Below are 12,966 nucleotides of genomic sequence, written 5' to 3' on the forward strand. Positions count from 1 at the left end.
CCCGGATCGTCGCGCGGTTCAGACGCGACGGGGCGGCGAGAACCGCGCGACGATCCGGGTGATCAGGTCCTCGTCGTCGAACTCGAAGCTCTCGACCACCCGCGCACCGAGTCCGAGGGCTTTCGGCCGCACATGCACGACGAAGGTCGTCTCGACACGACGCCCGGAGACGGTCGCGGTGAAGTCGCCGACGGCGTGGATGAGCCGGAACTGCGGGCCGTGGGCGAGACTGCGGGCGATGTGACGGCCGTCACGACCGGTCGTCACCCCGAGTTCGGTGCGTGTGCACGCCGGGTGCAGCGGCACCGCGGACGGATCGTGCGACACCAGCGCATCGACGTAGGCGCGGGCCGCCGCGATCAGCCGGGCGTCGTCGGAGGGCACGGCCTATCCCGAGTCCCGCACGCCCCGGCTGTCCCGCACGAGTCCGCCCCGGCAGAACTCCTTGACGATCGCCCACGAACGCTCGTTCTCCCGGAGCTGCTTCTTGTTCATCAGCCTGCCGAGCTCGGCGGTGACCTCTTTCGCCTCGTCCGGGCTCAACTGGTTGTAGGTGGAGCACGACATGTTCCAGGCCTTCCCCGTCCGCGCCCCCGAGGTGGACGCGGGCCGGTCCGACGTGGAGGCGACCGTGCTCGCCGCAGTGCTCGCCGCCGCGCTCCGTCTGGGCGACCTCGGCGCCGAGCTCTCCGACGGGGTGACGCTCGCCGCCGACGAGCCGGGCGCCTTGGCGCGCGTGGACTCCACCCCGGTCTTCGACGCCTTCGACACGTTCGTCGTCGTCGCGGCGACCGTCGTCTCGGCCGGTGTGTCGTCGTCGCGATAGGCCGCGCCGTCGGTCGAGCATCCGCTCAGCGCCAGGGCTCCGGCACACACCCCGGCCAGCAACGCCGTCCGGATCCGCCTCGAATTCCGCATGACCTTCCCTCCGCCATCGATCTCTCCGTCATCGATCGTGACCCGACCACCTTGCCGCGTCGCGGCGCACCGTGCAAGAAACGACGGCATCGGTGTTCAGTGCACCACGTCGGACGGGTGAATCGGAAACGATCGGTAATCTTGCAATCCGTGGATCTCACCGCGCTCCGGCGCTTCCCCGACGTCGACGGCCCCGGTCTGACCGCGGTCGATGCCGCCGACCGGCTCCTGCTCGACGAGGCCGCCGGAGCACTCCGCACGACCCCGCCGGGGCGACTCGTCGTGATCGACGACGCCTACGGCGCCCTCACGCTGGGCGCCGCGCGATGCGGAGCCCGCGGGATCCGCGTTCACCAGGACCTGCTCACCGGCGAGCGCGCCCTGGCCGCCAACGCCGCAGCACTCGCGCTCTCCGACGCGTTCGACTCCCTGCCGCTGAGCGCCGAACTCGTCGCCGGCGCGACGACCGTCCTCCTGCGGCTCCCCCGTTCGCTCGACCGCCTGGCCGAGGTGGCCGCGTGGATCGCCGCGCACGCCGACCCGTCGGTGCGGGTGTTCGCGGGCGGGCGGATCAAACACATGTCGGTCTCGATGAACGACGTCCTGCGCACCGTCTTCGACACCGTCGACGTGACGCATGCGCGCCAGAAGTCGCGCGTTCTGATCGCCTCCGGACCCGATCCCGCCGCGGCCGCGGCCGCCCTCGTCCGGTGGCCGCGCACGGAGACGCACGACGACGTCGGGCTCACCGTCGCGGCGCACGGCGGGGTGTTCGCGGGCGCCGCGCTCGACATCGGCACCCGGTTCCTCCTCGCGCAGTCCGCCGCGCTCCCGCCGGCCGCGACGGCCGTCGATCTGGCCTGCGGTTCCGGGGCGGTCGCGGCGGCGCTGGCGCGGCGCGATCCCGCGTTGCGGGTCACCGCGACGGACCGGTCGGCCGCGGCGGCGGCCTCGGCGCTGGCCACCGCCGAGGCGAACGGGGTCGCCGACCGGGTGGTCGTCGTGCAGGCCGACGGCCTCGAGACCCTGCCCGACGATTCGCAGGAACTGATCCTGCTCAATCCGCCGTTCCACAGCGATGCGGCGCTGAGCACCGGGATCGCCGAGCACCTGTTCGCCGAGGCGGCGCGGACGCTGCGCTCCCCCGGCGGCTCCTCGGACGAACCGTCGGCCGGGGAGTTGTGGTGCGTGTGGAACTCCCACCTGCGCTATCGGCCCGCGCTGGAGCGGATCGTCGGACCGACGCGCCAGATCGCCCGGAACCGGAAGTTCACCGTGACCGCCTCGCGGAGACGCTGACGGCCCGCGCGTACCGCTGGTGCCCGACCGGCTACATCTCGGCGGCGCGCGCAGCGCTGACCAGGTCTTCCACCGTCGACTTCAGCGACGCCGGGAGGCTCTGATCCTCCAGGTCCAGGAAACCCTGCACGATCAGGTCGCGGGCGGCGTCCGCCTCCAGGCCGACGGCCATCAGGTAGTCCAGCTTGGCCTCGTCGACCATGCCGACGCTCGCCTCGTGCGAGAGCTGGGCCTTGTCGGTCCGGGCCTTCAGCGCCGGCACCGAATCGATGTACCCCCGGTCCGACAGCATCAGTCCGTCGCACTCGAGGAACCCGCTGACGCCCGCGGCCGAACCGATCAGCGTGGACTCGTTGAGCACCTCGCCGCCGTCGGAGACCATCCGCGCCACCTGCTCCGACCGGGCACCCTCGCCTCGCAGGTCGGTCCAGGTGATCATCTCGCGGTGGGTGCCGGCCGGCGCGAAGACGACGCTGTGCACCGACTCCTTGGCGCCGGCGGCCAGTTCGCTGCGCGAGGTGGAGACGTGGTTCCGGACGCCGGACACCGCGACCGACACGCTGCTGCTCACGGCGCCCTCGTCGAGCCGGGTCGCGGTGTAGCTGCGCACGTCCATCCGCCGCCCCCACCGTTCGACGTCGAGCGACCGGATCCGGGCGTTCTTGCCGACGAAGGTCTCCGAGACCGAGACGTGTCTGCCGTGGGTCAGCGCCGGGGTCACCCCGTTGCCGCTGAGGCTGTCGACCACCGCGCCCTCACCGATCACGGTGACGTCGTGGACGAACTGTCGTTCCTGGGGCACGGTCATGAAGCTGAACGACTGCAGCGGCTTGTCGAGCACGGCACCCGGTTTGACCCAGGTGAACGTGCCCAGCGGGCGCAGCGTCGATTCGAAGGCGCGCCGCAGGGTCTCGTCCGAGTCGGGGTCGATCAGCGAGAACATCAGGTCCTGCAGCCAGGGGTAGGTCACGACGGCGTCGGCGAGCGGCATCACCTCCACCTGGCCGTCGTGACTCACGGTCTTCTCGAAGTGGTGATCGACCATGATGCTGGTGGCGGCGCACCGGTCTTCGGGGACGAAACCGATGCCGGCGAGCAGGTCGCCGGACACCGATTCGCGGCCGAGGCCGGACACCGGGACGAGGTCGGAGACGGTGGTGGTCATCGTCGGGCTCCTTACCGAGCGGGGAGGGTGGTGAGGTCGGGGATCAGGCGGCGAAGCCGTCACGACGGATCGCGTCGAACATCTCGCGCGCATCGCCGTCGGCGACGAGTCGTCCGTCGACCATCAGGTGCCCCCGCGTCGGGGTCACGTGGTCGAGGACGAAGCCGGTGTGCGTGATCATCAGCGCCGACCGGGCGCGGCCGGTCGGGGTCGGCGTCGCGAGCAGCCGCCCCACCGCCCGTCCGACGACGGCCACGTGCTCCAGATCGACACCGGACTCGGGCTCGTCGAACAGGCTCAGCAGCGGCTGCTGCAGCAGGAGCTTGCACACCTCCCAGCGCTTCACCTCGCCGCCGGAGAAACCGACGTTGACGTCGCGCGGGATCATCCGGTCGAGTTCGAGGGCTTCGGTGGCCTCCGCGAGCCGGTCGTCGGCGCCCATCGCGTGGGCCAGCCTGCGCACCGTGACCCCCGGCAGCGCAGGCGGGTGCTGCGCGGAGATGCCGAGGCCGAGGCGAGCGCGTTCGGTCACGTCGGCGTCGGTCACGTCGACGCCGTCGAATGTGACGGTGCCGTCGACGACGGCGCCGGGACCGGTGCCCATGATCGCGTTGAGCAGCGACGACTTACCCGATCCGTTCGGCCCGAGCAGGATGTGCGTCTCCCCCTCCCCGATGGCCAGGGAGACCTCCCGGCAGACGGTCTTTCCGTCCACCTCGACGGTCACGTTCACCAGATCCAGCAGCGGGGGACGGCTCATCGTCGAACCCTTTCAATCGTCGCGGAACGACACCCGACACGCATCGGGCACCGCCTGTCCGAGCCGTTTCTGAAGTAGATTCAGAAACAACCTGCACGTCCAGACTATTGATTAGGGTCCCCTAAGTCGATGGTTCGCCGGAAGGTCGGGACCTTGGACCCCGCCACGTCCGGCCGCACCGAGATCACGACTCCGCGGCACCGCCGATTCCGGCGCGGATCCTGGCTTCGGCCTCGGCCGGGGCGTTCTCGGCGGGGATCAGGAGCCACCGCCCCTTCTTCAGCCTCACGACCAGACAACCGGGACGACGGACCACGCTCTCCACCCGGTCGTAGGAGAGAGTCAACTGGACTCCGCCGTCGGCGAGACGAAAAGCGCGGTCCCCGTATCCGCTCGCCAAGATCTCGCCGGGCGCCACGACACGCCGGAAGTTCCGCAGCAGATTCCAGTACGAGAGGGCGGCGAAGAACAGGAACAGCGCGGGTATCCCGAGCAGGAACCACGGCATCCGAGTGGCCCACGCCAGAAAGATGAACACCACCGATTCGAACGCCATCACCGTCCACAGCGCCCGATTCCGCCGGGGCCACAGCGCCATGCCGTCCCGGACGAATCGCCGGGCGTCCCCCTCGACGCACTCGTATCGGTACTGGATCTCGGGCACCTCGTCCTCGACCGCGACCATGTCGTCCCCCTTCGTCTGAGTCAGGACGAGCCTAGGGCATGCCGACCTCCGGCACCGGCGAACGACGCAACGGTGCCCCGGCGCGCACAGCACCGGGGCACCGAGGGAACCGTCAGCGGGTCAGCGCTTGGACGACTTCCGCAGCGCACGACCGTTCAGGAAGCGCCACATCGTCATCTGGATGTCGCTGAGTCGGGCATCGAACTTGCCGAACGGCGGTGAGACGATGTCCGCGAAGGTGATCGGCAGACGGGAGACGAACACCGCGCGGTCGTGCGTGAAGGTGTCGAAACCGAACTTGCCGTGGTAGTTGCCCATGCCCGACCGGCCGACGCCGCCGAACGGCAGGTGCCCGGTGAGCAGGTGCATGGCGAAGTCGTTGCCGCTGATCGAGCCGCTGCGGGTGTGGTCGGCGATGTACTGCAGACGCTCGTTGTCCTTGCCCACCCAGTACATGGTCAGCGGATGCCCGGCGGAGTTGATCTTGTCGACGGCCTCGGACTGCTCGCGGTACGGGTACACCGTGAGCACCGGACCGAAGACCTCGTCCTCCTCGACCTTCATGCCCGCCTTGACCCCGGTGAGCAGGGTCGGCGGGATCTTGCGCGCCTCGGCGTCGGGCAGGGACTCGCCGGCCGGGATCACCTGGTGCTTGGTGGCGCCCATGTCCACGGCGTCGTCGATCAGGCCGACGATGCGGGTGTAGTTCTTCTCGTTGACCGTCGAGGTGTACTGCGGGTTGTCCTTGATCGTCGGGAACGACTCGGTCCAGCGCGCGAGCACCTTCTCGGTGAACTCGCCGACCTTGCCCTCGGGCACGAACACGTAGTCCGGGCACAGACACACCTGGCCGCCGTTGATCATGCGCGCGTCGGCGAGGAAGTTCGCCGCGGCGGTGATGTCGGTGTCGTAGTCGACGATGGCCGGGTTCTTGCCGCCGAGTTCCAGGGTCACCGGAACCAGGTTCTTGGCGGCCTCCTGCGCCACCGAGGCGCCCACCTCGGGCGATCCGGTGAAGAACATGTGGTCGACGGGCAGCTTGGCGAAGTCCGAACCGCCGCCGTGCGCCGAGGTGACGACGGCCAGCTCCTCGATCGAGAAGTAGTCCGGCGCGACGCGCGCGATCACCTCGGTGGTCTTGGCGGTGACCGACGACGGGCGCATCAGCACGCGGTTACCGGCGGCGAACGCCGATCCCGCGGGGACGAAGGTGAGCTGGAGCGGGAAGTTCCACGGCCCCATGATGCCCACGACGCCGAGCGGATCGTGCCGCAGACGCTGCTTCAGCCCGAGCAGACCCTGGATCCGACCCACCGCGGTGTCGCCCATCCACGACGACACGTGGCGCCGCTGATCGGTCAGGTCGATCAAGCAGCCGGCGACGTCGGTGGCGATGGAGACCTCGCGCGGGCGGGTACCGAAATCCTCGTTCAGAGCGGCGACGATCTCGTCGGCGTTGTCGAGCAGCAGCTGACCGAGCCGGTTGATGCGATCGATCCGGGTCTCGGCATCCGGGACGCCGTCGCGCAGGAACGCGGCCTTCTGGATCTCCAGCAGTTCGGTCAGGGAATGCGCCTCCGACGACACCTTGTCCCCGGCACGCACGCCGGCCGCTGCAGGCTTGGTCATCAGACCCTCCACATTCTTCGATGAGATCGTTCGACCGAAGGATCCGGGACACGCGCCCGCCTTCGTGCCGCCATGCTACCGCAGGCATGACTGGGGTCACACGCCCCGGACCGTGACGATCGTCATTGATAGGTAGACTGGTCTACCTATCAAGTGGAGAGTGATCATGACCCCTTCCCGACGACGCCCGTCGCCCGCCCGCCGCCGACTCCTCGATGCCGCGGCGACCCGTTTCTACGCGCACGGAATCGCCGCGACCGGCATCGATGCGATCGTCGCCGACGCGAGCGTGGCCAAGATGAGCCTCTACAACAACTTCTCGTCCAAAGCCGATCTGGTGCACGCCTACCTGACCGAGCGGCACGCCGAATGGCTCGCCCTCTACGCACGACGACGCGCCGACGCCGACTCACCGACCGCCCGCGTCCTGGCCGTGTTCGACGCCTACCGGGACCACGCGGAACTCGCCTACGACCACGGATTCCGGGGTTGCGGACTGCTCAACGCCGCCGCCGAACTCCCCGCGGACGATCCCGGCCGCGAGGCGGTCCGGCGCCACAAGGAGGAGGTCGAGCAGATCATGCACGACGAGCTCGCGCACCTCGTCGTCGACGACGAGGCCGCCCGCCTGGCCGAACACCTCTCCTTCCTGCTGGAGGGGGCGATGGCGCGGGCCGGACTGGAGGGCGGACCGGACCGGCTGACGCATGCGCGCACACTCGCCGAGACCCTTCTCTCGGCTCTGCCCCAGGACGCCCCGTGACGACCGAGCGCGGCGCGAGCGCCTCGGTGCTCGCCGCCGCCGCGCTGTGGGGCACCACCGGGACGGCCGCGGCGTTCGCCCCCGACGTCAGCCCGCCGACCGTCGGCGCGGTGGCCATGGGCGTGGGCGGACTGCTCCAGGCGGCCGTGAACGCACCCGCCCTCCGACGCCACGGCCGGGAGATCCGGGCGAACCTCGGCGTCGTCGTCCTCGGCGCCCTCTGCGTGTTCGCCTATCCACTGGCCTTCTACACGTCCATGCGGATCGGCGGCGTCGCACTCGGCACCACCGTGTCGCTCGCGTCCGCACCGCTGGCCTCCGCCGTGATCGAACGCTTCACCGATCGGCGACGCCTCGGCGCACGATGGCTCACGGCCTGCGCGCTGGGTATCGCCGGCAGCGCACTGCTCAGCCTGTCGCACGGGGGCGACGGCGACGGCTCGGTGCTCCTCGGGGTCGCGCTCGGCCTGGTCGCCGGCGGCACCTACGCCGGCTACTCGTGGGCGCTGCGCCGACTCATGCGACGGGGAGTTCCGCGTTCGGCATTTGCGGGCGTCGTCCTCGGCGCGGGCGGCGTGGCACTGCTCCCGGTGATCGCCGCACACGGCGGTCGGCTCGCCGAGGCCGCACCGCTCTCGTGGTGGATGCTCGCCTACCTGGCCGTGGTTCCGATGTTCCTCGGCTACGTGCTGTTCAGCCGGGGACTCGGCGGCATTGACGCGACGACGGCCACCACCCTCACCCTGATCGAGCCCGCGGTGGCGACGGTACTGGCGGTGACGATCCTCCACGAGCACCTCCCCGCGGCCGGATGGGTCGGCATGGCGCTCCTCGTCGCCGCACTCGCGGTCTTGACCAGACCCGGCGGCGATCGACTAAGGCCACAGACGACGCCGATGTCCACATCCTGAGACGCGATCCTTCGATCCGCCGCAACCCCATTCGATGTGAGTTGAGACACGAAGCCTCGCACATCGGGTCGTATGCCGTAATTATTAGGTAATGCTACCCTTTCTTAATCGGGCCCAACCGTGGGTCATCACCGCGTTCCGCATCGTCGTCGGCTTCCTCTTCTTCTGCCACGGCGCGTCCACTCTGTTCGCCTGGTTCAAGGAACCCTACGGCGGCGGCACCGCCGAGATCGGCGCCTGGCCGTCGTGGTGGGCCGGCATCATCGAGTTCGTGGGCGGTCTGGCGATCATGCTCGGCATCGGCACGCGCATCGCGGCCTTCATCGGTTCCGGCGCGATGGCCGTCGCCTACTTCTGGATGCACACCGACGGCCTGCTTCCCATCCAGAACGACGGCGACAGCGCCGCCCTCTTCTGCTGGGCTCTGTTCCTGCTGGTCTTCATCGGCCCCGGACGACTGGCGCTCTCGTCGCTGATCTCCGATCGCAACGACGACGCCGACACCCCGCCGACAGCGAAAGACTCCTCCAAGGAGACCGAGCCGGACGCACCGGAGCCGGTCAACGCCTGACCTCTTGCACCTGCCGGGCCGACCGGTGCGCGATCTCGCGCACCGGTCGGTTCTCGTTTCGGAATCAGATGGTTTCGACTCGGGATCGTTCACTGCGTTCACGCTCACCTTGTCGGGCTCCGCGAAGATGAGAAGAAGTCGTGCCCTCGCCGGCTGAGCCGAGCGATGGAACACAGTGACGGCATCCCGCCCCGCTGGCTGAGCCGAGTGGCGGAACGCAGTGACGACACTCGCGTCGAAGCCCCCCAGTCCCGAGAAAGAGTGGTTTCGACACGGGGTCGTTCACTCCGTTCACGACCCCGGCTCAACCAACGAAGAAGGCCCGGATCAACCCGCGGAAGGACTCAACCACCGAAGGGGCTCAACCACCGAAGAAGAGAGGCCCGGTCAGGAGAAGAGAGAGGCCCGACCAACAAAGAAAAAAGAAGAAAGCGGCCCGGACAGCGAGAAGACCCGACCAGTAAGAAAAACCCCCGGGGATGCGGAAAGACCCCCGAGACACGAGGTCTCGAGGGTCTCCCCATAATGTTGTGTTCGGCGGTGTCCTACTCTCCCACACTGACTAAAGTGCAGTACCATCGGCGCTGGAGGGCTTAGCTTCCGGGTTCGGAATGGGACCGGGCGTTTCCCCTCCGCTAAAACCACCGAAACAATACGAAACAACACCACACCCAACCACCCCAGAAGGGGGGTCGAATGCTCGTGTGTTGTTTCAGAAGCACATAGTGGATGCGACACACCAAAAATTTTTGGTGTTCGGGTGTTATTGTAAGTCCTCGGCCGATTAGTACCAGTCACCTGAACACATCACTGCGCTTACAGTTCTGGCCTATCAACCCCATCATCTGTAGGGGGCCTTACCCCACCGAAGTGGGTGAGAAACCTCATCTTGGAACAGGCTTCCCGCTTAGATGCTTTCAGCGGTTATCCCTTCCGAACGTAGCTAACCAGCAGTGCTCCTGGCGGAACAACTGGCACACCAGAGGTTCGTCCGTCCCGGTCCTCTCGTACTAGGGACAGGTTTCCTCAAGTTTCTAGACGCGCGCGGCGGATAGAGACCGAACTGTCTCACGACGTTCTAAACCCAGCTCGCGTGCCGCTTTAATGGGCGAACAGCCCAACCCTTGGGACCTACTCCAGCCCCAGGATGCGACGAGCCGACATCGAGGTGCCAAACCATCCCGTCGATATGGACTCTTGGGGAAGATCAGCCTGTTATCCCCGGGGTACCTTTTATCCGTTGAGCGACACCGCTTCCACTTGCCGGTGCCGGATCACTAGTCCCGACTTTCGTCCCTGCTCGACATGTACGTCTCACAGTCAAGCTCCCTTGTGCACTTACACTCAACACCTGATTGCCATCCAGGCTGAGGGAACCTTTGGGCGCCTCCGTTACACTTTAGGAGGCAACCGCCCCAGTTAAACTACCCACCAGGCACTGTCCCTGAACCCGATCAGGGTCCGAGGTTAGAAGCCCAATACGATCAGAGTGGTATTTCAACAACGACTCCACCAACACTAGCGTGCCCGCTTCACAGTCTCCCACCTATCCTACACAAACCGTACCGAACACCAATACCAAGCTATAGTGAAGGTCCCGGGGTCTTTTCGTCCTGCCGCGCGTAACGAGCATCTTTACTCGTACTGCAATTTCGCCGAGTCTGTGGTTGAGACAGCAGAGAAGTCGTTACGCCATTCGTGCAGGTCGGAACTTACCCGACAAGGAATTTCGCTACCTTAGGATGGTTATAGTTACCACCGCCGTTTACTGGGGCTTAAATTCTCAGCTTCACCACCCAAAAGATGATTAACCGGTCCTCTTAACCTTCCAGCACCGGGCAGGCGTCAGTCCGTATACATCGTCTTACGACTTCGCACGGACCTGTGTTTTTAGTAAACAGTCGCTTCTCTCTGGTCTCTGCGACCACCCCCAGCTCAAACAGTAAATGTCGTCACCAGGTGTGGTCCCCCTTCTCCCGAAGTTACGGGGGCAATTTGCCGAGTTCCTTAACCACAGTTCTCTCGATCGCCTTAGTATTCTCTACCTGACCACCTGTGTCGGTTTGGGGTACGGGCCGTGCACCAACTCACTAGAGGCTTTTCTCGGCAGCATAGGATCACAGAATTCACCTCAACGGCTACGCATCACCCCTCACCCTCAAGGAACACGGATTTACCTATATTCCGGGCTACAGGCTTACACCACGACAACCAACCGCGTGGCCCTGCTACCTTCCTGCGTCACCCCATCGCTTGACTACTACAGCCGAGGTCCCACGCAGCCACCCCCAAACAATCCCGAAGGACTGAGAAGAAGTTTTTGGGTGGTTAGTACAACTGCCTCGCCACTGGGCGCGGATACACGGGTACGGGAATATCAACCCGTTGTCCATCGACTACGCCTGTCGGCCTCGCCTTAGGTCCCGACTCACCCTGGGCGGATTAACCTGGCCCAGGAACCCTTGGTCATTCGGCGGACAAGTTTCTCACTTGTCTTTCGCTACTCATGCCTGCATTCTCACTCCCACACCCTCCACAACCCATCACCAGGCTGCTTCCCAGAGTGCAGGACGCTCCCCTACCCAACCACACCACTACACAAGAACCCGTAGATCCTCATGGATGTTTTGTGTGATTGCCGCGGCTTCGGCGGTGTACTTGAGCCCCGCTACATTGTCGGCGCAGGACCACTTGACCAGTGAGCTATTACGCACTCTTTCAAGGATGGCTGCTTCTAAGCCAACCTCCTGGTTGTCTAAGCAATCCCACATCCTTTTCCACTTAGTACACGCTTAGGGGCCTTAGCCGGCGATCTGGGCTGTTTCCCTCTCGACTACGAAGCTTATCCCCCGCAGTCTCACTGCCATGCTCTCACTTACCGGCATTCGGAGTTTGGTTGACGTCAGTAACCTAGTGGGGCCCATCGGCCATCCAGTAGCTCTACCTCCGGCAAGAAACACATGACGCTGCACCTAAATGCATTTCGGGGAGAACCAGCTATCACGGAGTTTGATTGGCCTTTCACCCCTACCCACAACTCATCCCCTCCATTTTCAACTGAAGTGGGTTCGGGCCTCCACCACATCTTACTGTGGCTTCACCCTGGCCATGGGTAGATCACTCCGCTTCGGGTCTAGACCCAGCGACTCAAAACGCCCTATTCAGACTCGCTTTCGCTACGGCTACCCCACCACGGGTTAACCTCGCCACTGAGCACTAACTCGCAGGCTCATTCTTCAAAAGGCACGCCATCACCCACCAACCCCAAGGATTGCGCAGGCTTTGACGGATTGTAAGCGTCCGGTTTCAGGTACTATTTCACTCCCCTCCCGGGGTACTTTTCACCTTTCCCTCACGGTACTCGTCCGCTATCGGTCACCAGGAAGTATTTAGGCTTACCGGGTGGTCCCGGCAGATTCACAGCAGATTCCACGAGCCCGCTGCTACTCGGGAAACATCGAAACCAGGCATTGCGTTTTCAGTTACCGGACTCTCACCGTCTACGGCAGACCATCCCAGGCCACTTCACCTAACACAACACTTTCTCAACTGGCCGACCAGCCGGCAGACCGATCCACGACACTCCCACAACACCACACGCACAACCCCTGCCGAGTATCACATACGCGCGGTTTAGCCTCATCCACTTTCGCTCGCCACTACTCACGGAATCACAATTGTTTTCTCTTCCTGCGGGTACTGAGATGTTTCACTTCCCCACGTTCCCCCCGCACCGGCTATACATTCACCGGGCGGTAACACCACATCACTGGTGCTGGGTTTCCCCATTCGGACACCCTCGGATCACAGCTCGTTTGACAACTCCCCGAGGCCTATCGCGGCCTACCACGTCCTTCATCGGCTCCTGGTACCAAGGCATCCACCGAACGCCCTAAAACACTTACAACAACACCCACAAACACACCCCCACACCCACCAGCAAAAACCAGCAAGCAACAAGGATACGAATGTGGAGTCCCACAAACACATGAGTAAAAACTGTGCCCAAAAAATTGAACAACAGAAACCAAAATGTTTAATTGCAGTACAAACACCAAAACTCAGAAGTCCTGATCTCCAGGGCCTTGATTATTGATGCTTCGCATCCACTATGCACTTCTCAAACAACACACACCCACCCACCCCATACACACGAAAACATCGCGCGCGGTAGTCAGCGAGCACAGTTAGAGTCAACCCCACAACCAATCCCCTCCATCTAGTGGAAGAGTTCGGCGGGTGTTTTCTCAGAACCCCGATAGTGT

11 protein-coding genes and 2 rRNA genes are annotated in these 12,966 nt (G+C 65.0%); 5 read left to right on the forward strand and 8 right to left on the reverse strand.

The features are described from left to right. Positions 1–18: 18 nt before the first annotated feature. Positions 19–384, reverse strand: a complete 366-nt coding sequence (locus tag QM809_RS01820) for a hypothetical protein (protein ID WP_415044140.1) — start codon at positions 382–384, stop codon at positions 19–21. 3 nt (positions 385–387) lie between these two features. After that, a complete protein-coding gene (locus QM809_RS01825) occupies positions 388–567 on the reverse strand; it encodes a hypothetical protein (RefSeq protein ID WP_415044141.1) in 180 nt (59 codons plus the stop codon). Between QM809_RS01825 and QM809_RS01830 the strand changes: the two genes are divergently transcribed. Beyond that, entirely contained in the window at positions 566–826 is a 261-nt protein-coding gene (locus QM809_RS01830) for a hypothetical protein (RefSeq protein ID WP_415044142.1), read from the forward strand. The genes QM809_RS01825 and QM809_RS01830 overlap by 2 nt on opposite strands. Before the next feature lie 242 nt (positions 827–1,068). Next, a complete protein-coding gene (locus tag QM809_RS01835; protein ID WP_415044143.1) occupies positions 1,069–2,217 on the forward strand; it encodes a class I SAM-dependent methyltransferase in 1,149 nt (382 codons plus the stop codon). A gap of 31 nt (positions 2,218–2,248) precedes the next feature. Here QM809_RS01835 and QM809_RS01840 read toward each other — a convergent pair whose 3' ends face one another. From QM809_RS01840 to QM809_RS01855, 4 genes are all read right to left on the reverse strand, one after another. Continuing rightward, positions 2,249–3,382 carry a SufD family Fe-S cluster assembly protein gene (locus tag QM809_RS01840; protein ID WP_415044144.1) on the reverse strand — a complete coding sequence of 378 codons (1,134 nt, stop codon included), beginning with the start codon at positions 3,380–3,382 and terminating at the stop codon, positions 2,249–2,251. Between the two features lie 43 nt (positions 3,383–3,425). Continuing rightward, entirely contained in the window at positions 3,426–4,142 is a 717-nt protein-coding gene (locus QM809_RS01845) for an ATP-binding cassette domain-containing protein (protein WP_415044145.1), read from the reverse strand. A 184-nt stretch (positions 4,143–4,326) separates the two neighbouring features. Continuing rightward, positions 4,327–4,827, reverse strand: coding sequence for a hypothetical protein (locus QM809_RS01850; RefSeq protein ID WP_415044146.1), 501 nt, complete (start codon positions 4,825–4,827; stop codon positions 4,327–4,329). A 120-nt stretch (positions 4,828–4,947) separates the two neighbouring features. Then, the gene (locus QM809_RS01855; protein WP_415044147.1) at positions 4,948–6,456 is read right to left on the reverse strand and encodes an aldehyde dehydrogenase family protein; all 1,509 of its coding nucleotides are present in this window, start codon (positions 6,454–6,456) and stop codon (positions 4,948–4,950) included. 166 nt (positions 6,457–6,622) lie between these two features. Here QM809_RS01855 and QM809_RS01860 point away from each other — a divergent pair, with 166 nt between their 5' ends. The 3 genes from QM809_RS01860 to QM809_RS01870 all read left to right on the forward strand — a co-directional run bounded on the left by QM809_RS01860 (position 6,623) and on the right by QM809_RS01870 (position 8,701). Beyond that, positions 6,623–7,219 carry a TetR/AcrR family transcriptional regulator gene (locus QM809_RS01860; protein ID WP_415044148.1) on the forward strand — a complete coding sequence of 199 codons (597 nt, stop codon included), beginning with the start codon at positions 6,623–6,625 and terminating at the stop codon, positions 7,217–7,219. Further along, complete coding sequence (locus tag QM809_RS01865) at positions 7,216–8,130, forward strand: DMT family transporter (protein ID WP_415044149.1); 915 nt, start codon at positions 7,216–7,218, stop codon at positions 8,128–8,130. Before QM809_RS01860 ends, QM809_RS01865 begins: the two co-directional genes overlap by 4 nt. A gap of 91 nt (positions 8,131–8,221) precedes the next feature. Then, complete coding sequence (locus QM809_RS01870; protein ID WP_415044150.1) at positions 8,222–8,701, forward strand: DoxX family protein; 480 nt, start codon at positions 8,222–8,224, stop codon at positions 8,699–8,701. 532 nt (positions 8,702–9,233) lie between these two features. On the opposite strand, the gene rrf is transcribed toward QM809_RS01870, so the two are convergent. Further along, positions 9,234–9,350 (reverse strand): 5S ribosomal RNA (gene rrf, locus QM809_RS01875). A 115-nt stretch (positions 9,351–9,465) separates the two neighbouring features. Beyond that, positions 9,466–12,608, reverse strand: a 23S ribosomal RNA gene (locus QM809_RS01880). Between the last annotated feature and the right edge of the window lie 358 nt (positions 12,609–12,966).

The sequence above is a fragment of the Gordonia sp. (in: high G+C Gram-positive bacteria) genome (assembly GCF_047600385.1).
Classification (GTDB): Bacteria; Actinomycetota; Actinomycetes; order Mycobacteriales; family Mycobacteriaceae; genus Gordonia.